Below are 20,274 nucleotides of genomic sequence, written 5' to 3' on the forward strand. Positions count from 1 at the left end.
AGGCTCACGTAGCGTCGGCGCCGTCCTTCTGCCACGTCACGTGCACCGGCGCGGTGTCGTCCCACGGTTGCCGCGTCACCAGGTCGGCCACCTTGACGTAGCCGCGTTCGAACTCGCCGGTGGCCGCGTCGACCAGGCGGTACTCCTGGCGCTGCCGGTGGATGGGCTGGCCGTCGATGAGAACGACCCTGACCTCCCCCGGCTCGAAGTGGCACCGCTTCTGCATGGCGGCGATCAACTGCTCGTTGTGCATGTGGCCGTCGCCGAAGTTCCATCCGATGGCGGTGCTGCAGATGCGCTCGCCATCGGTCAGCACGTAATCGTCCTCGTTGTGCCCGGCCATGGCGCGGTGCGCCAGGGCGAACATCGCCCGGCCGTGGCTGTTGAACGACCGGAACGCGTACCCCATGTAGAGGTACATCTCCGCGGTCTCCTTGCTGCCGTAGTACTTCTCCATCTGCGCGGCGGGCATGGCGGCGATCGCGACGAGGCCTGCGGTGATCTTCTCCGACGCCGACGGCTTCACACACCACAGCGTGGTGTCCCAGTTGCCGGCGTAGTACCGCATGCCGGGCAGGAAGGACACCTTGCGCGGGAACAGGTTCCCCAGTACCACGGTGCCGGCGACGACGGCGAACAGCACGACCGGCCACGGACTCTGCAGGTCGCTCAGACCGATGCCGGCGTGGCCGACGAACAACGCCAGCACGCTGAACATCATGAAGACGTTCCACTCCAGCGGCACCCCCATCGGGATCGACGACAGGATGCCGAAGTGGAACACCAGCATGATGAACGCCGCGATCGCACCGGCCCAGCCGCCGTGGCTGAAGAACAGCACCAGCGGCACGAGTCCCTCGACGGCGGTGCTGAAGTGGGCGAGCCAGCGCGAGGCCCGGCCCGGCCGCAGGTCGTCGGGGAAGTGCTCGAAGAACTTGCGCTTGATCCAGCGCGGGCGGAACACCGGGTTGTTGCTCATCATCGTCGAGATGACGAACGGGAAGTGCTTGTTGAGTTTCGACGTCGCCGCCCCCAGCCAGATGACCAGGCACACCAGCTTGGCGGCGATGATGATGTCGGCGCCGCTGAACAGGAAGCACACCGCGAGCGAGGCGTACACCTCGCCGCGGGCGGCCAGGAAGATCACCTTGTCGCGCAGGCCGATGACGGCGAGCAGGCCCAGCACGGCCGCGGTCTGCCAGATCGGCAGCACGCCGACCTCGGTGCCGAGTTCCGGGATGGGACCGGTGCCGTCGGAGAACAGCGCGACCACCAGCATCACCAGCAGCGCGCCGTAGACCGCGACGTCGAACGGGGTGCGGCTGTCGCCCTTGGTCAGCGGGATGCGATCGGGCCACGGCGGCAGACGAATGGTCTTCGGCCGCAGCCAGTACAGAATGGAGCCCATCGGCGGGAAGAACCGGTTGTTGAGCGGTCCGAAGCCGCAGCCGAGGCCGACCACCTCGAACAGCATCGTGTACAGCACGACCTTCTGGAAGACGATCGGCTCGGCGTACCAGGTGGCCACGGCGGTGAACCCGTCGATGCCGTCGGTGCTCAGCACGATCAGCCAGGCGACCAGCACATACAGCAGGATCTTGACGACGTAGAACAGGTGCAGCACGCCCGGCGTGCCGAAGCCGACCTCGGCCCAGTGCCGGGCCATCGGCACGATCCTCTCGGCGCGGGTGCCCTTGCTCCATTCGGCATAGTCGACGACGGGCGCGTCCTGTTTGAGAAAACCCATGCCGGACAGATTAGAACGTGTTCTAGTCCCGTGGTCCCACTTGGTCCGATGACCGTCGCATCGCCGGCTCGCGCCGGGCCGGGATCAGCCCGCGGTCTTGGCGGGCGGCCGGAAGAAGATCGCCAGCTGCCCGATGCCGCCGGCCAGGCCGAGGACCACGGCGACGGCCAGGCCGCCCCAGCCCTGCACGTAATCCCAGACGGCGGTGCCGTGGAACAGCGCGTAGTCCAGGCTCAGCTTGCCCGCGCCGATTCCGGCGATCGCGACGGCCGTCACGGCCAGGACCAGGTTGTACTCCCAGCCCTCCTTGACGATGAAGAAGCCGTTGTGGCGGTGCACGGTCCAGGCGGCCACCAGCATCAGCGCCACGAAGCCTGCGGCAGGCACCGGGGTGAGCAGCCCGACGGCCAGGCCGATGCCCGCGGCCATCTCCGTGCTGGCGGCAACGCGGGCGTGGAAGGTGCCCGGCTTCATGCCGATGCTCTCGAACCAGCCCGCGGTGCCGGGGATGCGCCCGCCGCCGAAGAACTTGTTGTAGCCGTGCGCGGCCATGGTCAGGCCGAGCACGACGCGCAGCACCAGAAGGACGAAATCGTAGGCATCCACGTAACAGAATCTAGGGCATCTGTCACACGGCTGCCCACCCCCCGTCGATGGACAGCACAGCGCCGTGGATGTTCGCCGCATCGTCGGCGGCGAGGAACACCACCGCGGCGGCGACCTCTTCGGGGGTGCTCATCCGCCGCGACGGGATGCGCGCCAACATCGGCCCGACGTGCTCGGCGAACTCCACCGCGCGTTCGGTGGCTATCGGTCCGGGCGCCACGGCGTTGACCCGCACCCCCGACGGCCCGTACTCGTCGGCCCACGACTTGGTGAAGGAGTGGAGGATCGCCTTGCTGCCGGAGTACACGGCCGAACCGGCGCTGCCGCGCAGGCCCGTGTTGGATCCGATGTTGACGACGGCGCCCTCACCGCGCTCGGCCATCGCGGGCGCGAGCAACCCGGTCAGCAGAAGCGGTGCGAACACGTTGACGCCGAACACCTCCTGCAGTTCCCGCTCGGTGATGTCGGACGTCGGCTTCGGCATCAACAGGGTCGCGGCGTTGTTGACGAGGATGTCGAGCCGGCCGCCCGCGGCAGCGACGGCGTGCTCGGCCAGTGCTTGGGCGGCCTCTGCTCCCCCGCCCAGATCGGCCGTGACGAAGGCTGCTTCGCCTCCTGCGGTACGGACTTCGGCGACGACCGCGTCACCGCGTTGCTTGTTGCGGCCGGACACGACGACGAAGGCTCCGGCGTCGGCGAGCGCCCGTGCGATGGCTGTTCCGAGGCCTCCGGTGGAGCCGGTGACCAGCGCGGTGCGGCCCGCAAGCCGCGTATCGTTTGTGCTCATGAGTCCGACAGTGCCCCGATGAAAATGGACCCGCAAGTCCAGAAATTCACCGCGAAGGGACGCGCCACCCGGCAGCGGATCATCGACGGCGCCGCAGCCGAGATCCGCCTCAGCGGTGCGGTCGCCACCACACTCGACGACGTGCTGGCGCGCACCGCGACCTCGAAGAGTCAGCTGTTCCACTATTTCCCGGGCGGCAAGGAAGAACTGCTGCTCGCCGTCGCCGCGCAGGAGGCCGACCGGGTGCTGTCCGACCAGCAGCCGCATCTGAGCAGGCTGACGTCGTGGGCGGCCTGGCAGCGTTGGCGCGACGTGGTGGTCGAGCGGTACCGCAGGCAGGGCCGGATGTGTCCGCTGTCCACGGTGATGTCCGAGATCGGCCGCACGCCCGGCGCGCACGCGGTGACGACGACACTGATCGACCGCTGGCGGATGGAGATCGAGGCCGGCGTACGGGCGATGCAGGCGCAGAACAAGATCGCCGCGTCGGTGGATCCGCAGCGTGCCGCTGCGGCCCTGCTGGCCGGTATCCAGGGCGGGGTGTCGGTGCTGCTCAGCACCGGCGACCTGAGCTACCTGGAGGCCGCGCTCGACGTGGGGATCGCATCGTTGCGCGCCTCTCAGCCCAGCGCCGCGGCCAGCCGCGCCGTGTAGGCGTCGACGTCCCCGATCGCCGACTCGGCGGCATGCACGCTGATGGCGATGGTGTCCCCGATGCCGTGCACACCGTGGGCCAGTCCCACCATCCGCGAGAGTTCGGGGAATCCGGTGGTGACCACTACTGGCGCGCCTCCGAAGCTCAGGTCGGCGGCCCCCCTGTCGACGCTCGAGACGACGGTGTTGCCGATGACGAGCGGCGCCCGCACGTCAGGATCGAACTGAGCGACGCCCCAGCGCAGCAGCGGGGCCGGCGTGGCCGCGAACGCCAGGGCGGCGGCGCGCATGCCCGGATGCGCGGCGCGGCGTCTGCGGTCGGCGAGGTCCTGCGCGATCCGGTGGGCCCGGCCGGCGAAGTCGAGCTCAGGGTGCAGATCGACACCGACGTTCCCGAAATGATTGTGCGCCAGCCTTTTCCCGACCGTTGCCATCGGCACCTCGGCCCCGAGGGTGGCGGGGTCGTCGCCGAGTTCGCGCAGCTGCGCGGCCAGCGCTCCCGACACGGCCGCCAGCACACCCGTCGTGACGGTGGGCCCGGGCAGCGCCTGTCGGCGCCGGACGATCGTCCGGACGTGCCGCTCACCGGACGGCCTGGCGTTGGTGCGCAGCGGTGGACGGGTCTCCGCCTGCGGCGGTGTGTGTCCGGCGGCGACATCGCGCAGCAATCGGCGATGGGTCCGTGCGGCGGTGGTTGCCCGGCCGGGCAGCCGGGAGGCTGGCCAGCGCGCCGTCGGCACCGGCTCGACGCCACCTGGCCTGCCGAACAGCAGGGCGGCCAGCGCCGAGCTCCGCACCCCGTCGGCGAGAGCGTGGGTGGTCTGCAGCACCGCGACGGTGCCCGGGCGGTCGGCGCCGGGGATGGCCTCGACAGCGCCGAAAAGGTGTAGCCGCCAGGTCATCTCGTGGGCGTCGAGCTGGCCGTCGGCGAGCCGGCGGATCGCGGCCAGACAGTTGGTCCAGCTGCGGTCGTCTAGATGGTGCACGCAGAACTGCCGGTCGTCGATGTCGGCGCGCGCCCACTCGGGGTAGGTCAGGGGGCCGCGTTCGCGGACTCGCAGCCGCAACTCGCCGCAGCCGCGGGCACGTTGACGCACCGGCTCGAGCGCCTCGCGCGGGTTGGCGGGGCCGCCCGCGAATCCGTACACCAGGAATTGGTCGCTGGGCATCTTGGCCGACAGCCAGTGGGTCTGGGCGTCGGCCGCGGCGAGCCGGCGCATCGCTATCGCGCGGCGCCGACGAATCCGACGATGTGGCGGCCCACCTCGTCGGGCTGCTCGAGCTGCAGGAAGTGGCCGGCCCGCGCCACGATCGCCATGTCGCTGCCCGCGGGCAGGACCGGCTGCACCCATTGGGCGTAATCCGGTGCGGCGCAACCGTCGTCGGCGCCGTGCAGGTACAGCGTCGGCAACTTGGGCGCGGACAGCCAGTGCCGGTGCAGTTCGGCGTACTGCTCCGGTGGCTTGGTGTTGCGCACGGTCGCGCGGTAGTAGCCCAAGGCGGCCCGCCAGCGCTCGGGCGCACCGATCGCCGCGTCGACGTGGCGGACGTCCTCACCGGCGGAGTAGCCCGGCGACCACTGCCGCCACAGCCGGGGCACCACCCAGGAGGCGGACCGGTCGGGCAGGAACGGCAGCTGGAAGTAGGTGATGTACCAGCTGCGCAGGAGTTGGCGGGGCAGCTGGGCGGCCAGCTTGCCGCGGTCCGGCAGCCGGCCGATCGGCTGGAAGCTGGCCGGCGGGGGCACCGACATGATCACGGTCTTCGCGAACGGACTGTCGGGCATCGCCGCCAGCCCGGCGGTCGCGATCGCGCCCCAGTCGTGGCCGATGACGACGTCACGTCCGGTCGGGCCCGCGGCCTGCAGCACCCGAAGGGCATCGTCCATCAGGGCTCCGACGTGATAGCTACCGTCGGACGGCAGGGACGACGGCACGTAGCCGCGCATGAACGGCGCCACCACCCGCCATCCGGCGGCGACGAGCGCGGGCGCCAGTTTCCGCCAGCCGTATGCCGTGTCCGGGAAACCGTGCAGGCACAGCGCGATCGGGCCGTCCTCGGGACCCCATGTCAGCGCCCGCAGCCGTCCCGCGGGGACGCTCACGTCGAGCCAGCCGGGTTCACTCATGCGCTCACACCGGCTCGAACTGCGAGACGAGCCACCGGTCTCCGACCTTGTCGAGCGTCACCTTCACCGTCGACAGGTTGTCGGTCGGCATCTGCCCGCCGACGCTGACCTTCTGGTTCACGTAGAGCATCGTGACCGCACGGTTCTTGTCGACCGATTCGATCGCGGCGCCGGGAACGGAGGCGACGGCCGTGATGCCCTGCTGCTTGGCGCCGGGGATCACGATGTCGTTGGTCATCGTGATGTAGGTGTCGCGGAACGGGCCGGTGAGCAGATCACGGGCTTCGGCGAGTTGCTGGTCGATCTTCGCGGGGTCGTAGGTCAGCATGAGCGCCACGGTGCTGCGCGCGGCCTGCAGGCTCTCGGTGCGGGCCGCATCGGCCTGACGCGCCTCGTTGACCTGCCACTTGAGCACGCCCGCGGAGATCGCGAGGATCAGCGCGAGCGCGGGCAGGACACCGAAGGCCAGCACCCGGGCCCAAGGGATGCCGGCCCGGGGCTCGGGCTCCGCGACCTCTGGGGTGTCCTCGGGCTGCACGACGTCGGGCTCAGTCACCTCGGGGGTGTCCTCGGGCTCAGTGACCTCGGGGGTGTCGTCGGGCTCGGCGACCTCGGGAGTGTGGGACTCGGTGGCCTCGGACGCGTCGGGCTCGATGGGATCCTTCTCGCTGCTCACTGCACGAACTCCACGTCCGACACCTTCATCTGGCCGTCGACCTCGTCCACGGTCACCCGCATCCGCCAGAACCGGAGCGGTTGGTCGGGCGCGCCGGCGTTCGACGCCGCGATCGACACGGCCACGAGCACCTTCGCCGAGTCACCGGTGTCGGACACCGACTCCAGGGCGGCCTGCTGGATGGTGCCGACGGACTTCGATTGCGCCTGCTTGACCACCTCGGTGTACGGCGCGGCCCGCTGCTGGAACTGGTCGTAGAACCCGCCGGTCGACGAGTCGAGGATGCGCTGCACGTCGCCCTCGGCCTGCTGCCAGTCGACCGAGGTCAGGTTGAGCACGCCCTGGCGGCCGGTTTCGAGGAAGCGTTCGCGCTGCTGCTCGGCCTGGTGTGCCTGCCAGCCCTGGTAGCCGAGCCAGCCGGTCAGCCCGGCGAGCGCCAGCACCACGACGAGGCCGGCCACGGTGGCCAGCCGGATCAGTGACCAGGGCGCTCCGCGTCGCTTCTTCCGGGCGTCTGCCGTGTCGTCGCTGTCTGCATCCTCGGATACGGACTCGTCGGCGGCATCCGACTCACCGACGTCGCCGTCGACGCCCCAGTCCGCCGGGGCGGCGTGCTTTGCCATTGGTCGCTCCTTCGCGGCACTCCGCCTTCAAAGTACGGGACGGCGATCCGCGACCTCGGCGACTCCCCGGAGGATGGGCGGCTCAGACTGCGGCGACGGCGTCCTCCAGTTCGGCGACGAGGATCTTCTGCATGCCCAGCATCGCCTTCGTGGCGGCCGCCGCGCGGGCCGGGTCGGGATCGTTCAGCAACTCGTAGAGCCGCTTCGGCACGATCTGCCAGCTCAGCCCGAAGCGGTCCTTGAGCCAGCCGCACTGCGACTCCTCGCCGCCGTCGACCAGGCTGTTCCAGTAGTGATCGACCTCGTCCTGGTCGGCGCAGAGCACCTCGAAGGACACCGCTTCAGAGAACTGGAACGCGGGGCCGCCGTTGATGCCGAGGAAGCGGGTGCCGTCCAGGACGAACGTGCCGTATGCCACCTCCCCGGGCGTGCCGGGCCCGGCTTCGGTGTAGCGGTACATCTGCTCGACGTGGGAGTTGGGGAACACCGATGTGTAGAAGGCGGCGGCTTCCTCCACGTTGTCGTCGAACCAGAGCGACGGCGTGATGGCGGGCATGGCGAATCCTTTCTGCTGGAGACCTCGTATGTAGTGAGACTCGACCCAGCCGGGAACCTCATCGCCGCCGCGATAGCGTGAGGCTGTGAGCACCGCGAAGTCCGATCAGATCCAGCCACAGACCGTCACGTTCCGCGGCGCGGAGGGGCTGTCGCTGGTCGCCGACGAGTGGAATCGCGGTGCGGAACTTGCGGCCGGCCGGCCGACTGTGTTGATGCTGCACGGCGGGGGTCAGAACCGCTTCTCGTGGAAGAAGACCGGCCAGATCCTGGCCGATCAGGGGCTTCATGTGGTCGCACTGGACAGCCGGGGCCACGGCGACAGCGACCGCTCCCCCGAGGCCAACTACACGGTCGAGGCGCTGTGCACCGACACCCTCGCCGTGATCGATCAGATCGGCAGGCCGGTCGCGTTGATCGGGGCCAGCATGGGCGGGTTGACCGGCATCACGGTCGCGCACCGGGCGGGGCCGGAGAAGGTCACCCAACTGGTGCTCGTCGACGTGGTGCCGCGCTATGAGAAGGACGGCAGCGCGCGCATCCGCGACTTCATGTTCAGCCATGTGCACGGCTTCGACTCGCTCGAGGAGGCCGCCGACGCCGTCGCCGAGTATCTGCCGCACCGCGCCAAGCCCCGCAGCCCCGAGGGTCTGAAGAAGAACCTGCGGCAGCGCGACGGCCGCTGGTACTGGCACTGGGATCCGGCGTTCCTCACCGCCCCGAACGACGACCCGTTCGTCCGGGAGGATCAGCTCGAACAATCGGCCATCGAGTTGACCATCCCGATCCTCCTCATCCGTGGCAAGCTCTCCGACGTGGTGAGCACCGAAGGGGTCAGGGACTTCCTCGCCAAGGTGCCTGCGGCGGAGTTCGTCGAACTGGCCGACGCCGGCCACACGGCGGCGGGCGACGACAACGACGCCTTCACCGAAGTCGTGGTGTCCTTCGTCAGCCGGTGAGCAACGACCACCGCACCGTCGGCTTCAACTTCCTCGCCGAGCCGGAACTGCCTGCGCCGCAGGTGACCGAGGCGCAGGCCGAACAACTGCTGAGCACGCACTACGGCGTGACCGGGCGCGCCGAGTCGCTTGGCAGCCAGCAGGACAAGAACTTCATCGTCCGCGCCGACGACGGTGACGTCCTCGGAGTGTTGAAGATCGCCAATCCGGCGTTCACCGGAACCGAACTGGCGGCACAGGACGAGGCGACCGCGCTCATCGAAGAAGCCGAACCGGGGTTGCGAATCGCGGTTCCCCTGGCGAACCGGAACGGTGACACGTGCACGGCGGTCGACGGGCTGCTGGACCGGACCGCGTATGTGCGGTGGCTGCGCTTCCTGCCCGGCGGGACGCTGTTGGATGCCGGCTATCTGTCGCCGGCGGCCGTCGGCGGGCTGGGTGACATCGCCGGGCGGGTCAGCCGCGCGCTGGCCGGGTTCGAGCACCCCGGCCTGGACCGGATCCTGCAGTGGGATCTGCGCTACGGCGCGGATGTGGTGGCGGCGCTCGGCCACCACGTCGATGACCCGTCCCGTCGTGCGCTGGCCGAGCAGGCCGCGCGGGAGGCCTGGACGCGGATCGAGCAGGTGGCCGACGAGTTGCCTTGCCAGCCGGTGCATTTGGATCTCACCGATGCCAACGTGGTGGTGTCGCGTACGGCCGACGGATCGGTGCGGCCGGACGGGGTGATCGACTTCGGCGACCTCACCACGAGTTGGGCGGTCTCGGAGTTGGCGATCACGGCGTCGTCGGTGCTCGGCCATCCCGGGGCCGATCCGACGTCGATCCTGCCTGCGGTGCGCGCGTTCCACGAGGTGCGACCGCTGAGTCCGGCGGAGGTCGACGCGCTGTGGCCGATGCTGGTGTTGCGGACCGCGGTGTTGATCGTCAGCGGCGCGCAGCAGGCGGCGATCGACCCGGACAACGACTACGTCACCGAACACGCGGACGGCGAATGGCGGATGTTCGAACAGGCGGTGTCGGTGCCGCAGGACGTGATGACGGCGTTGCTGCGGGCAGAACTCGGGATGGCGGCGCCGCCCGCGCTGCCGGCCGGGACATTGGTGGCGGGGATCGATCCGGATGCCATTGTCACGCTGGACCTTTCAGTGACGTCCGAGGTGTACGACGGCGCGTTCGCCCCGGGCGGGTGGCTGAGGGACGACGTCGAGGACGCGGCCGCACGCGCCGCTGTGGGCAGCGGGGCCGCGTTGGCGGTCACTCGGTTCGGCGAGCCGCGTCTGAGCAGCGCTCCGAGGTTGAGCCACCGCAGCGCCGACGTCGTCCCCACGGGGATCGGGGTGTGGCCGGCGGAGGACGTCGGCCTGGTGGCGCCGTGGGACGGTGAGGTCGAGCACGTCGACGGTGCCGCGGTGCTTCGGGGTGCGGAGTTCGAGCTGAGGCTGACCGGGGTGGCCGGTGCGCCGGCCGGACGCGTCGCCGCGGGTGCGCCGCTGGGCGAGGCGGTCGCGGGCCGCTGGTGTGAGGTGGCCGTGCAGCCGGTCGGAGCACCGAGGGCGCCCGCGCTGGTGCGGCCGGAGCTTGCCCGGGGGTGGCTGGCGATGGCGCGGGATCCGCGGCCACTGCTCGGGCTCGCCGCGCTCGAGTCGGATGCGGTCGACGGTGATCTGATGGCGCGGCGCGACAGGACTTTCGCGCCGGTCCAGGAGCACTACTACCGCCGGCCGCCGCGGATCGAGCGCGGCTGGCGGCACTTCTTGATGTCGACGTCGGGGCGCTGCTACCTGGACATGGTCAACAACGTGACGGTGCTGGGGCATGCGCATCCGCGGGTGGCCGATGCCGCGGCGCGGCAGCTGCGCAAGCTGAACACCAACTCGCGGTTCAACTACGAGGCGGTGGTCGAGTTCAGCGAGCGGCTCGCCGCGGCGCTGCCGGAGCCGCTGGACACCGTGTTCCTGGTGAACTCGGGGTCGGAGGCCAGTGATCTGGCGATGCGGTTGGCGCTGGCGGCGACGGGCCGGCGCGACGTGGTGGCGGTGCGGGAGGCCTATCACGGGTGGACGTGTGCGACGGACGCGGTGTCGACGTCGACGGCGGACAATCCCAATGCCGTTGCCACGCGGCCGGACTGGGTGCACACCGTCGACTCGCCGAACAGCTTCCGGGGGACGTACCGCGGCGAAGATGTGAGCCGTTACGCGGCCGATGCCGTGGCCAGGATCGAGCAGCTCGTCGTCGAGGGCAGGCCACCCGCGGCGTTCATCTGTGAGGCGGTGTACGGGAACGCCGGCGGGATGGCGCTGCCGGACGGGTACCTCGAGCAGGTGTACGCGGCGTTGCGCGGGGCGGGCGGCTTGGCGATCGCCGACGAGGTGCAGGTCGGCTACGGCCGACTCGGCCACTGGTTCTGGGGTTTTCAGCAGCAGGGCGTGGTGCCGGACATCGTGTCGATGGCGAAGTCGACCGGCAACGGGTCACCGCTCGGGGCGGTGGTGACCAGCAGGGCCGTCGCCGAGGCCTTCAGGTCGCAGGGCTACTTCTTCTCCTCGACCGGCGGCAGTCCGGTGTCGTGCGCGATCGGAATCACCGTGCTGGATGTGCTGCGCGACGAGGGGCTGCAGCAGAATGCGGCGGATGTCGGCGCGCACCTCAAGGCACGGTTGCAGGAACTGCAGAGCCGGCACCCGATCATCGGCACGGTGCACGGGATCGGGCTGTACCTCGGCGTCGAGATGATCCGCGATCCGGAATCGTTGGCACCGGCCAAGGATGAGACGGCCGCGATCTGCGAGCGAATGCTCGAACTCGGGGTGATCATCCAGCCGACCGGCGACCATTCGAACATCCTGAAGACGAAGCCGCCGTTGTGCATCGACGTCGAATCCGCCGACTTCTACGTGGACACGCTTGATCGCGTGCTCACCGAGGGGTGGTAACCGCTCCCGCTAGAAGGGTGGTGGTTCGTCGACGGGTTGCGGTGGTGGTTTGGGGGCGAACAGTGCGTCGAGTGCTTGTCGACGGGCGCGGCGGCGGGCTTCGCGGTGTTCGCGGTTCTGTTGGCGTTCCGCGGCGATGCGGGCGGCTCGGGATTGGGCTCTAGTGCGTTGCCGTTTGGGCATCATCGCGGTGCGTTCACCGCTTGGGTCGTCGGGTCGCGGTGTGACAACTGCGGCGGCCGTCGGAACGCAGAGGCTGGGGAACAGCACGGCGCTGCCCGGCTTGGTGACATACGTCTGGCCCGCCGGGCTGGTCCAGATCACGGTGCCGTCGCACTGTTGTCGGTCGCGCCAACCCCAGAAGGTCTTGATCAGATGGTGCAGGCGGCATAGGCATTTGAGGTTCGACGTCTGGGTCGGCCCACCCTGACTGTAGGGGATGGTGTGGTCGATGTCGGTGCTGAACGCCGGCACGTCGCAGCCCGGGAACCGGCAGCCCATGTCGCGGCACCGCACGAATTCCGCCAAATTGCGTGAGGGGGTGTAGCGGGGTTCGGGTGCGGCGTCACCCGGGTGGATGAGTGGCCGGATCGTGGCGGCCTCGGCGAGGCCGGCGATCTGCTCGGGCGGCAGGATGCCGTCGTTGTGCACCAGGCTCGCCACCGACTCATCAACGGTGTCGTCGGCCGCGGCGTTGGCCGGGGTGTAGGCGTCGGCGCCGGTATCCGTTTCGGTGGCGGCGGCGTCGCAGTCGGCGTCGGTGTCGGGGGTGCCCACGGTGTCCGCCTCTTCGGCGGCAGCCTCAGTGTCGGCAGTAGACCCACTATCGGTGTTGGGGCCGGTGATGGTGTGGATGACGAAGGGGGCGGCGACCGCGTTCTTGTTGGGGCAGTCGGGACTGCCGCACTGGCATGGCAGGTGGTCGGTGCCGCGGGAGATGGCCTCGATGGCGTCGACGCGGCGCTGTTTCTTGGTGCGGGGATCGGCCGGGCAGACGGTCTCGGCGAGCGCGTCGAGGCGGTTGTCGAACACTCGGGCCCCGGCGGTGGGCATGGTGCCGCCGAAATGACTCATGCCGTCGAGGCCGTCGATGACCCAGATCTCACGCTCGTCGGCGGCTTTCTTGCGCCGCCGCACCGCATCCCGGTCGTGTATGGCGATGACCCGGTCGACATACCCGCAAAGCTGTCCGTAGCTCAGCCGCATCAGCCGGGGCGCCGCACCGGCCAGGGTGGCGTCGACGTGGGTCAAGATGGCGGGGTCGGTGATCAGGGTGGTGCGGTGCAGCAGGGTGTCGACGATGTCGATGGTCAGTTCGCCGGCGCGGAACATGGCCGCGACCAGCGGTAGGCGTTCGCGCAGGCCGCGGGCGAGGCTGACCTGATTCTTGGCTCGTTCGTAAGCGACGTTGAGTGCGGCGCCGATCTCGACGGCCACAGCCGATTCGGTGTCCACAGCCCACTGGTCGCTGAGCTCATCGCGCTCGGACATCCGCAGTGCGTACAGGTCGCCGATCGCGGTCAACCGCGCCGCGGCCTGCTGGTTCTCCCGGCGCGCGGCCGCCAACACCGCGGAGATCAGTTCGCGCGCGTGGACCGACTCCGGACGCGTGACGGCCAGCACCTCGTCGAAACTCGCCTGCGCCGGATCGAACATACATTCGATTATCGCAGAGGGGTCTGACAGAACTGGCGGATCGGCGACACGGCATGTCCGGATTCCAGCGCATCGTGTCCGTCCAGGCGGCGTTCGACAGACCTGCCGTCGCTTAACGTCGACGCCGATGTCCGCCGTCTTCCTCAGCCTGCATGTGGTGCTGGCGATTCTCGCCATCGGCCCGATCGCCGTCGCGGCGAGCATCTTCCCGCGCTACGCGCGCGCCGCCGCCGGGCCGGACGCCGCGGCCGGGCCGGTGACGATCGCCCTCCACAGGATCTGCCGCACATACGCGATCGTTGGAGTGGCGGTGCCCCTCCTCGGCATCGGCACCGCACTGTCGATGGGCGTGCTGACGCAGGCCTGGGTGCTGGTGTCGATCGCGCTCACCGCGATCGCCGCCGCCGTCCTCGTCGCGAGCATCCTGCCCGATCAGCGTGCGGTGCTCGACGGAGCGACGGTGCCGCGACTCGCCATGACCACCGGCATCTTCAACCTGCTGTGGGTGGCGGTGACCATTCTGATGATCGTGCGACCGGGATCGTCGACCGGAGTCTGAGGCTTGCTTTCCGGGCGGACGCTCGCGTTTAGTCGACGCATGACGCGATCCGCGGACGAACTCGTCACCGACTTCTGCGGCCGGTGGACCTCCCCCGATCCCCGTGAGTTGGCCGGCTTCTTCACCGAAGATGCTGTCTTTCACAACATCCCGTTGCCCGCGGTGCAGGGCCGGGCAGCCATCGAGGAGTACATTCGCGACTTCCTCGGTAACTTCGAGCACCTCGAGTTCCGGGTACATCGGCAGGTGAGCATGGGCGACCTGGTGATGAACGAACGCACCGACGTCATGCGCCGACCCGGCGGCGCCGACATCGAACTGCCCGTGATGGGGGTGTTCGAGATCGCAGACGGCAGAATCGCGGCATGGCGCGATTACTTCGACATGGCCACGATCCTCAACGCGTTCAGCTAGCCGGACAGCGGTGAGCGGATTGCAGATCGCGGCCTACGCGCTCGGCGCAGTCGCGGCGGCAGAGGCGGTGGCCATCGCGGTGCTGTGGGTACTCCTGACGCGCAGTCGCCAGGAGGCCGAGGAGCTGCACCGTCGATACGACACCCGCAACATGCTCCTGAGCGGCGGCCGTGAAGCGGTGAAGACGATGTGGCAGACCGCCACCCTGGTCCGCGAGAAGGGCTTCGGCGGCGCCATCCGGACATCGATCGAGGACCTCGCCGACTGGTTCGAGGTGGAGCGACCCGACCTGGCCCGGCTCGCCCCCGACGGCAAGGTGGCGATCATGTTCTCGGACATCGAGGACTCCACCACGCTCAACAACCGGATCGGCGACCGGGCCTGGACGCGGCTGATCAGCGGGCACGCCCGCCTGGTGCAACGGCACGTCAAGAACCACGGCGGCCACGTCGTCAAGAGTCAGGGCGACGGCTTCATGGTGGCGTTCGCCCAGCCGGATCAGGCGGTGCGCTGCGCCGTCGACCTGCAACGCGCACTGAGCAAGCGGCCGAACGGCATTCGCGTGCGCATCGGTATCCACTCGGGCAAGTCGGTGCGTCGCGGTGAGGACCTGTTCGGCCGCAACGTGGCACTTGCCGCCCGGGTGGCCGCACAGGCAGAGGGCGGCGAGATCCTGGTCAGCGATTCGGTGCGCGATGCCTGTGAGAACGCCGACTGCGACGGTGTCACGTTCGACGAGGGCCGCGACGCGGAGCTCAAAGGATTCAAGGGGTCCTACCGGCTCTACGCGGTCTCCGATTAGGCGCGGTCAGCCTCCTCCAGCCGCTTGTGCAGGCGGGCGCGGATGTCGTCGGCGGTGTAGGCATTGCGCCTGCGCTGGTCCCGCGCCACCAGCGCACCGCCGGCCACCACGCCCGCCACACCGGCCAGCCCAACCCACTTCCAGATGCTCCGCATGATCGACAGTGTGCCTAAGCTGCGCTGGTGAGTGCGAACACGGTGTCGCTGACGCAGGCGCTGAACGAGACCCGCACGGGTGACATCTGGCTGTTCCGCGGCGCTTCCGGGCCGGACCGGGCGATCCAGACGATGACGAACGCGCCGGTCAACCATGTCGGCATGACGGTGGCCGTCGACGACATGCCGCCGCTGATCTGGCATGCCGAACTCGGCGACAAGCTCCTCGACCTGTGGACCGGCGACCATCACCGCGGCGTCCAGCTCAACGATGCCCGGGAGGCCGCCGAGCGGTGGATGCAGAACTACGGGCAGCGGTGCTGGCTGCGTCAGCTCAGCCCGTACGCGACGCGCGAGCAGGAGGACCTGGCACTCAAGGTGATCGCCCGCATGGACGGCACGCCGTTCCCGTCGACTGCCCGACTGACCGGCCGATGGTTCCGTGGCCGCGTTCCCACGGCGAGTGACTGGGTGCGGGGAATCCCGTTCGTGGACCGCAAGGTTCGCACCGCCGCGCAGCGCAGGAAGGCCGAGAAGCTCAATGTCGGCCTGCAGACCGCCTACTGCGCCGAGACGGTCGCCATCACTTACGAGCAGATGGGGTTGCTCACCACGGAGAAGCACTACAGCTGGTTCGACCCGGGCAAGTTCTGGAGCGGTGATGACCTGCCGCTCGCCGACGGCTTCCGGTTGAGCGACGAGATACCGGTGACGCTGGGCGGTTGACCCGGGCTGCGTCACCAACGCACGAAGCGCGCCCACAACGGACTAAATCCGTCATGGGCGCGCTTCCAGAACCCGGTCAACGACCGGGGGTGATGCGACTACTTCTTGAACGCGTCCTTGACCTTCTCGCCGGCGTCCTTGAGGCTCGCCTTCGACTGATCGCCGCGGCCCTCGTTCTCGGTCGTCCGGTCACCCGTCGCCCGTCCAAGGGTTTCCTTGGCCTTGCCGCCGAGGTCTTCGATCTTGTTTTTCGCTTTATCGGTGCCGCTCACGGTGCCCACTCCTTCGTTGGCGATCCGGCCCGGAAGCCCGGGCCGATGCCTTGAGGTACCCCTCCGAGCATCGCGTCGAAACCCGCACACGCATCCGGCGCGACGCAGCTAACATTCACGTCGGGTCCGGGATTCTGCGACGGGGTGGGGACTTTTCGGTGGCTTTTTTGACTTCACAGGCACGGGTGCGCCCGTGGGCAGACGGCTTCCGGCGCGGCGCAACCGTGGTGGGCGCGGCTGTGACCTCGATGTTCGCGCTGCTCGCGGGGCCGGCACCGGCGTCCGCGCAGCCGCCGCCGTGTACCGACGTCGAGGTGGTGTTCGCTCGCGGCACCAACGAGCCGTTCGGTGTCGGCGCACCGGGACAGTCCTTCGTCGACGCGCTCCGGTGGCATCTCGGCATGCGGAGCCTGGCGGTGTATCCGGTGAACTACGCGGCCTCCGGCGATTTCGCCAGCCCGGATTTCCAGCGGACCGTCGTGGACGGCGCCCGGGACGCGGCCGTGCACATCCAGAACACCGCGGCGGCCTGCCCGGCCACCAGGATCGTGCTCGGCGGATACTCCCAGGGCGCGGTCGTGGCGGACTTCGTCGCCTCCGGAACCGCGCCGCAGGGCCTCCCGCCCGAGGCGGTTCCCGCGCCGCTGCCCCCGGAGGTCGGTGAGCACATCGCTGCCGTGGTCTATTTCGGCAAGCCGACGGATCAGGTGCTGCGCAAGTACGGCGCCACCGCCGTCCCGCTCAGCGAGCCGCTGGCGGCGAAGTCGCTGAACCTGTGTGTGCCGGGCGACCCGATCTGCAGTCCCGGCGCCGACGGGCATCTGCACGGCCTGTACGTCGCCAACGGCCTGACCCATCAGGGCGCTGCCTTCGCCGCAGGCCGGTTGACCCCACCGCCGCCACCCCTGCCGCCACCGCCGATGTAGACGGCGCTCAGAGCCGGGCGAAGCAGGGGTCGGCGTCCTCCTTGGGGATCGACGCGTTCTGACTGGAGAAGGTGCCCACGACGCCGGTGTCTGTGACCTCGACGCTGTCGGCGTGGATGCCGAGCGGGTAGTTGTCGTTCAGCTTCTTGGTGAGGTCGTTCAGCGCCGACTGCACCGTGTCCTTCGGCAGCGGCCCGTTGACGTCGAGGACCTGCAGGTCGAGGTTGCCGTCGGCGACGATGGGTTTGGCCGTCACGCTGTAGTCCCCCGCGTCGAGGATGATCGTGCCCGCCGCCGGGTCCGTTCGCACGCCGGTGACCAGGCTGCCGACGCCGGGCAGGTTGTCCGCGACGGTGTCCTTGATACCGGCCGACTTCCACGTCAGCGTCGCGTTCAGCGAGCCGATCGTGCCCTTGGAGTCCGCGGTCTCCTGCAGCCGGATGTCCTCGAGCGTGACGTCCGCGGTCATCCCGTCGGCGCTCTGCACGCGGTCACCGGCGGTGACGACGGAGATGTTCGTGTAATGGCCGGTGATGTGCTGCCACAGGAACGGCGGGTTCACGCCGAAGGAGATGGTGGCGCCGTCGTCGACCACGCATTCGGCGACGTCGACCAGGATGCTGTCGGCCCGGCTGCGGGCATATAGTTCGGCGCCCGCGAGGCCACCGACGATCGCAGCGACGGCGATGACCGCGATGAGGATGACCGACTGCTTGTTGCCCAGCAGCGACCCCCGCTTGGATGGCTTGGGCGCGTCAGCTTGCGGCGGCGCTGCCGGCGGCAACGGCGGAGCCGGTGGCGGTACTGGCGGGGCCGGTGGCGGTACTGGCGGGGCCGGCGGCGTTCGGCGGATCTCCTGAGTAGGCGACATGTCCGCCGGTGACGGCGGCCGCCGCAGCCGCTCGGTGCGACCCGCGTCGGGTGGGCGAGGCGCGTCGGGACGTGGCGGCGGCGGGCGGAATCTCTCGGTCGGCGGTTCCGGCCGGCCGCGTGGGATGCGGTGCGTCGCCGGATCTTGGGGCGGCTGGCCGCGACCACGCCATCCGGGCTGCCCTGGGCGTGGCGGCGGGGGCGTCGTCATCGTCGCGATTCTGCCTCATCGGCCCGGCATAGGTCGTGGACGCGGCCGGTCCCGCCGGCTACCTCGTGGTCGTCGGCGGCGGCGATGTCAGCGACAGGCCAACGTAGATCTCGTCGAGCAGGATCGGCAACATCGCCTGCGCGGTGGTCCTGCCGTCCGGCGACAGCGTCAGATTCGTCCAAATGACCAGCGTGACGTCGTTCTCCGGGTCGAAGCCCATGAACGAGTTGAATCCCGGCAGCTCGCCGCCGTGGTAGAACATCGCGGCCTGCGGTCCGAACCGCTGATGCGAGATGCCGTACCCGTATTCCTGGCCGTCGGGCGCGTCAGGATTCTCCGCCTGCAGCGCGTCCTGCCATCGGCGGTGGTGGTCGGCATCGAAGATCCGGCCCGAGACGAGTGCGCGCATCCACGTGGCCAGGTCGTCGGCCGTCGAGATGGCGCCCCCCGCGGCGGTGGCGTAGGACGAATTCTGGTGGGTGTAGTCGACCGGCTTCAGTGACCCGTCCCGCGCGGCGGCCTGCATGTCGGGCGGGTAGGGATCGTCGCCGAGGGCGTAGAAGCTGCCGCCGTACATGTAGCCGTGCGAGAACGGAGCCGGGATGGCGGTGTCGTCAGCGGCGGGCAGCGAGGTCTGCGCCATGCCGGCCGGAGCGAAGAGCCTCTCCTGCAACTGCTGGGCCAGCGGGCGGCCGCCCGCCTTCTCGGCGACCAGGCCGAGCAGCGCGTAATTGGTGTTGCTGTACTCATATTCGGCGTCAGGCGCGAAATTCGGCGGGTGACGGAAGGCGATGGCCAGCACCTCCCCTGGCGTCCACGCCCGGCCCAGGTCGGCGTCCATCATCGCCGACAGGTCCGGATCGGCGGTGTAGCCGTACAGACCGGTACGCATCTTGAGCAGTTGCGCGACGGTGATGTTGTCACCGTCCGGCACGTCGGCCACGAATCTCGACACGGGATCGTCGAAGGCGAGCTTGCCGTCCTGGGCAAGCAGCACGATCAACGCGGCGGTCATCGTCTTGGTGTTCGACGCGATCCGAAAGTGGGTTTCGGGGGTGGGCGGCGTCATGGCCCCGATCTCAGTCGTCCCGAAGGGCGCGACGAACCTCCCCTGCGGGGTCTGCAGCAGGACCAGCGCGCCGGGAACCTCGAGTTCCTTCGCCGCAGCCTCGACGACGTCCCGGAGTGATTCCGCGTCAACCGTTCTCAGCGCCGTCGACGCCACGCCGGTGGTGGCGGTCGTCGGCGGCGTTGGTGTCGTCGGCCCGTCGGCGGACGACGTACAACCGGCCAACAGCAGCACTGCCGCGACGACGAGGCAGCACAGGCGCGTCATTCGGAGACGAGATCCGGACATGGGACCCACCGCCCGTCGGCATCGCTGGTAGCCGGACCCTACGCCCGTCACCGAGTCGAGGCCGGCGATCAGCCGAACGCGACACGCGACCCGCATCGCACGCCCGAAGACTCCGGCCGGCACTAGCCTCAGCCCATGCCGTCCCGAAGCCGGACCCGCTCGGCGAGATACGCGCGCCGACGCAGCCGGCGGATGGCCGAGCAGGAACACGACCTGACCGCAGCGCAGTGGACCGCTCTGAAGTCAGCCTGGGGCGGGTGCGCCTACTGCGGCGCCAATGGCACACCGCTGCAGAAGGACTGCATGCTGCCGATCTCGCGCGGCGGCCGGTACGCGCTGGCGAACGTGGTGCCCAGCTGCGGCTCGTGCAACGCCAGCAAGTGCAATTCCGAGGTCACCAGCTGGATGCGCCGCAAGAAGCTCGACGAAGGGGCGTTCCTGGTCCGGCAGGCCGAGATCGCGCGCGAGCTCGTCGCCGATGAGGCCGTCGTCGCGCCGTGCTCTGAGTAGCGGTCGTACGCGTACCGGTGATCTGCCGATCGTCGTCGAGTTTGCCGTTGTTGCCCGCCGGGTACTGACCTGCCAGCGCAGCGACGTTTCGAGTCGTGCTATTCCGTTGCGATTTCGTTGCCAGGAGGAGATCGAATGACCG

22 protein-coding genes are annotated in these 20,274 nt (G+C 69.4%); 9 read left to right on the top strand and 13 right to left on the bottom strand.

What is annotated here, in order from left to right:
- Positions 1-4 precede the first annotated feature (4 nt).
- The 3 genes from O6P37_RS01405 to O6P37_RS01415 form a co-directional block, all read right to left on the bottom strand.
- The gene (locus tag O6P37_RS01405) at positions 5-1,747 is read right to left on the bottom strand and encodes a DUF3556 domain-containing protein (protein ID WP_269892387.1); all 1,743 of its coding nucleotides are present in this window, start codon (positions 1,745-1,747) and stop codon (positions 5-7) included.
- Positions 1,748-1,831: 84 nt separating this feature from the next.
- The gene (locus O6P37_RS01410) at positions 1,832-2,353 is read right to left on the bottom strand and encodes a DoxX family protein (RefSeq protein WP_269892388.1); all 522 of its coding nucleotides are present in this window, start codon (positions 2,351-2,353) and stop codon (positions 1,832-1,834) included.
- A gap of 22 nt (positions 2,354-2,375) precedes the next feature.
- Positions 2,376-3,140, bottom strand: a complete 765-nt coding sequence (locus tag O6P37_RS01415; protein ID WP_269892389.1) for an SDR family NAD(P)-dependent oxidoreductase — start codon at positions 3,138-3,140, stop codon at positions 2,376-2,378.
- A gap of 24 nt (positions 3,141-3,164) precedes the next feature.
- Between O6P37_RS01415 and O6P37_RS01420 the strand changes: the two genes are divergently transcribed.
- A complete protein-coding gene (locus O6P37_RS01420) occupies positions 3,165-3,794 on the top strand; it encodes a TetR/AcrR family transcriptional regulator (RefSeq protein ID WP_269893138.1) in 630 nt (209 codons plus the stop codon).
- On the opposite strand, the gene O6P37_RS01425 is transcribed toward O6P37_RS01420, so the two are convergent.
- The 5 genes from O6P37_RS01425 to O6P37_RS01445 form a co-directional block, all read right to left on the bottom strand.
- Positions 3,761-5,014: a WS/DGAT/MGAT family O-acyltransferase gene (locus tag O6P37_RS01425; RefSeq protein ID WP_269892390.1), complete on the bottom strand. Its 1,254-nt coding sequence runs from the start codon at positions 5,012-5,014 to the stop codon at positions 3,761-3,763. The two genes, O6P37_RS01420 and O6P37_RS01425, sit on opposite strands and share 34 nt — an antisense overlap.
- A gap of 2 nt (positions 5,015-5,016) precedes the next feature.
- Complete coding sequence (locus O6P37_RS01430; RefSeq protein WP_269892391.1) at positions 5,017-5,922, bottom strand: alpha/beta fold hydrolase; 906 nt, start codon at positions 5,920-5,922, stop codon at positions 5,017-5,019.
- 4 nt (positions 5,923-5,926) lie between these two features.
- Positions 5,927-6,598 (bottom strand): hypothetical protein, encoded by a 672-nt coding sequence (locus O6P37_RS01435; protein ID WP_269892392.1) that lies wholly within the window; start codon positions 6,596-6,598, stop codon positions 5,927-5,929.
- Entirely contained in the window at positions 6,595-7,221 is a 627-nt protein-coding gene (locus O6P37_RS01440) for an Mce protein (protein WP_269892393.1), read from the bottom strand. The genes O6P37_RS01435 and O6P37_RS01440 overlap by 4 nt, the downstream gene beginning before the upstream one ends.
- An 82-nt stretch (positions 7,222-7,303) precedes the next feature.
- On the bottom strand, positions 7,304-7,777 hold the full coding sequence (locus O6P37_RS01445; protein WP_269892394.1) for a VOC family protein: 474 nt from the start codon (positions 7,775-7,777) through the stop codon (positions 7,304-7,306).
- Between the two features lie 85 nt (positions 7,778-7,862).
- Here O6P37_RS01445 and O6P37_RS01450 point away from each other — a divergent pair, with 85 nt between their 5' ends.
- Positions 7,863-8,735: an alpha/beta fold hydrolase gene (locus O6P37_RS01450; protein WP_269892395.1), complete on the top strand. Its 873-nt coding sequence runs from the start codon at positions 7,863-7,865 to the stop codon at positions 8,733-8,735.
- Positions 8,732-11,674, top strand: coding sequence for an aminotransferase (locus O6P37_RS01455; protein WP_269892396.1), 2,943 nt, complete (start codon positions 8,732-8,734; stop codon positions 11,672-11,674). Before O6P37_RS01450 ends, O6P37_RS01455 begins: the two co-directional genes overlap by 4 nt.
- Positions 11,675-11,683: 9 nt before the next feature.
- On the opposite strand, the gene O6P37_RS01460 is transcribed toward O6P37_RS01455, so the two are convergent.
- The gene (locus O6P37_RS01460; protein ID WP_269892397.1) at positions 11,684-13,330 is read right to left on the bottom strand and encodes an HNH endonuclease signature motif containing protein; all 1,647 of its coding nucleotides are present in this window, start codon (positions 13,328-13,330) and stop codon (positions 11,684-11,686) included.
- Between the two features lie 127 nt (positions 13,331-13,457).
- On the opposite strand from O6P37_RS01460, the gene O6P37_RS01465 reads away from it, so the two are divergent.
- From O6P37_RS01465 to O6P37_RS01475, 3 genes are read left to right on the top strand one after another with little or no spacing between them, the layout of a single operon-like run.
- The gene (locus tag O6P37_RS01465; RefSeq protein WP_269892398.1) at positions 13,458-13,889 is read left to right on the top strand and encodes a hypothetical protein; all 432 of its coding nucleotides are present in this window, start codon (positions 13,458-13,460) and stop codon (positions 13,887-13,889) included.
- 39 nt (positions 13,890-13,928) lie between these two features.
- Positions 13,929-14,303 (top strand): limonene-1,2-epoxide hydrolase family protein, encoded by a 375-nt coding sequence (locus tag O6P37_RS01470; RefSeq protein ID WP_269892399.1) that lies wholly within the window; start codon positions 13,929-13,931, stop codon positions 14,301-14,303.
- A 10-nt stretch (positions 14,304-14,313) separates the two neighbouring features.
- The gene (locus tag O6P37_RS01475) at positions 14,314-15,105 is read left to right on the top strand and encodes an adenylate/guanylate cyclase domain-containing protein (RefSeq protein WP_269892400.1); all 792 of its coding nucleotides are present in this window, start codon (positions 14,314-14,316) and stop codon (positions 15,103-15,105) included.
- Here O6P37_RS01475 and O6P37_RS01480 read toward each other — a convergent pair.
- Positions 15,102-15,260 (bottom strand): hypothetical protein, encoded by a 159-nt coding sequence (locus O6P37_RS01480; protein WP_269892401.1) that lies wholly within the window; start codon positions 15,258-15,260, stop codon positions 15,102-15,104. The two genes, O6P37_RS01475 and O6P37_RS01480, sit on opposite strands and share 4 nt — an antisense overlap.
- Before the next feature lie 42 nt (positions 15,261-15,302).
- Between O6P37_RS01480 and O6P37_RS01485 the strand changes: the two genes are divergently transcribed.
- Positions 15,303-15,986: a guanylate cyclase gene (locus O6P37_RS01485; RefSeq protein ID WP_269893139.1), complete on the top strand. Its 684-nt coding sequence runs from the start codon at positions 15,303-15,305 to the stop codon at positions 15,984-15,986.
- 98 nt (positions 15,987-16,084) lie between these two features.
- Here the strand turns inward: O6P37_RS01485 and O6P37_RS01490 are convergent, their stop codons facing one another.
- Positions 16,085-16,258: a CsbD family protein gene (locus O6P37_RS01490; protein ID WP_264011331.1), complete on the bottom strand. Its 174-nt coding sequence runs from the start codon at positions 16,256-16,258 to the stop codon at positions 16,085-16,087.
- Positions 16,259-16,506: 248 nt separating this feature from the next.
- Here O6P37_RS01490 and O6P37_RS01495 point away from each other — a divergent pair, with 248 nt between their 5' ends.
- Entirely contained in the window at positions 16,507-17,184 is a 678-nt protein-coding gene (locus O6P37_RS01495) for a cutinase family protein (RefSeq protein WP_264011338.1), read from the top strand.
- A gap of 7 nt (positions 17,185-17,191) precedes the next feature.
- Here O6P37_RS01495 and O6P37_RS01500 read toward each other — a convergent pair whose 3' ends face one another.
- Together O6P37_RS01500 and O6P37_RS01505 are read right to left on the bottom strand one after the other, a co-directional pair.
- Positions 17,192-18,265, bottom strand: coding sequence for an LmeA family phospholipid-binding protein (locus tag O6P37_RS01500; protein ID WP_269892402.1), 1,074 nt, complete (start codon positions 18,263-18,265; stop codon positions 17,192-17,194).
- Positions 18,266-18,323: 58 nt separating this feature from the next.
- Positions 18,324-19,601 carry a serine hydrolase domain-containing protein gene (locus O6P37_RS01505; RefSeq protein WP_269892403.1) on the bottom strand — a complete coding sequence of 426 codons (1,278 nt, stop codon included), beginning with the start codon at positions 19,599-19,601 and terminating at the stop codon, positions 18,324-18,326.
- Positions 19,602-19,757: 156 nt separating this feature from the next.
- Between O6P37_RS01505 and O6P37_RS01510 the strand changes: the two genes are divergently transcribed.
- On the top strand, positions 19,758-20,132 hold the full coding sequence (locus tag O6P37_RS01510; protein WP_269892404.1) for an HNH endonuclease: 375 nt from the start codon (positions 19,758-19,760) through the stop codon (positions 20,130-20,132).
- The last annotated feature ends 142 nt before the right edge of the window (positions 20,133-20,274 follow it).

This window comes from Mycobacterium hippophais (genome assembly GCF_027529605.1).
GTDB classification, from domain to species: Bacteria; Actinomycetota; Actinomycetes; order Mycobacteriales; family Mycobacteriaceae; genus Mycobacterium; species Mycobacterium arseniciresistens.

What these genes read in the sequence shown, in the direction of transcription:
- O6P37_RS01440 (WP_269892393.1), bottom strand. Translation starts at nt 7,221, where the DNA reads ATGGCAAAGCACGCCGCCCCGGCGGACTGGGGCGTCGACGGCGACGTC.
- O6P37_RS01425 (WP_269892390.1), bottom strand. Translation starts at nt 5,014, where the DNA reads ATGCGCCGGCTCGCCGCGGCCGACGCCCAGACCCACTGGCTGTCGGCC.
- O6P37_RS01430 (WP_269892391.1), bottom strand. Translation starts at nt 5,922, where the DNA reads ATGAGTGAACCCGGCTGGCTCGACGTGAGCGTCCCCGCGGGACGGCTG.
- O6P37_RS01405 (WP_269892387.1), bottom strand. Translation starts at nt 1,747, where the DNA reads ATGGGTTTTCTCAAACAGGACGCGCCCGTCGTCGACTATGCCGAATGG.
- O6P37_RS01415 (WP_269892389.1), bottom strand. Translation starts at nt 3,140, where the DNA reads ATGAGCACAAACGATACGCGGCTTGCGGGCCGCACCGCGCTGGTCACC.
- O6P37_RS01460 (WP_269892397.1), bottom strand. Translation starts at nt 13,330, where the DNA reads ATGTTCGATCCGGCGCAGGCGAGTTTCGACGAGGTGCTGGCCGTCACG.
- O6P37_RS01495 (WP_264011338.1), top strand. Translation starts at nt 16,507, where the DNA reads ATGTTCGCGCTGCTCGCGGGGCCGGCACCGGCGTCCGCGCAGCCGCCG.
- O6P37_RS01445 (WP_269892394.1), bottom strand. Translation starts at nt 7,777, where the DNA reads ATGCCCGCCATCACGCCGTCGCTCTGGTTCGACGACAACGTGGAGGAA.
- O6P37_RS01420 (WP_269893138.1), top strand. Translation starts at nt 3,165, where the DNA reads ATGGACCCGCAAGTCCAGAAATTCACCGCGAAGGGACGCGCCACCCGG.
- O6P37_RS01465 (WP_269892398.1), top strand. Translation starts at nt 13,458, where the DNA reads ATGTCCGCCGTCTTCCTCAGCCTGCATGTGGTGCTGGCGATTCTCGCC.
- O6P37_RS01505 (WP_269892403.1), bottom strand. Translation starts at nt 19,601, where the DNA reads ATGACGCGCCTGTGCTGCCTCGTCGTCGCGGCAGTGCTGCTGTTGGCC.
- O6P37_RS01510 (WP_269892404.1), top strand. Translation starts at nt 19,758, where the DNA reads ATGCCGTCCCGAAGCCGGACCCGCTCGGCGAGATACGCGCGCCGACGC.
- O6P37_RS01470 (WP_269892399.1), top strand. Translation starts at nt 13,929, where the DNA reads ATGACGCGATCCGCGGACGAACTCGTCACCGACTTCTGCGGCCGGTGG.
- O6P37_RS01480 (WP_269892401.1), bottom strand. Translation starts at nt 15,260, where the DNA reads ATGCGGAGCATCTGGAAGTGGGTTGGGCTGGCCGGTGTGGCGGGCGTG.
- O6P37_RS01500 (WP_269892402.1), bottom strand. Translation starts at nt 18,265, where the DNA reads ATGACGACGCCCCCGCCGCCACGCCCAGGGCAGCCCGGATGGCGTGGT.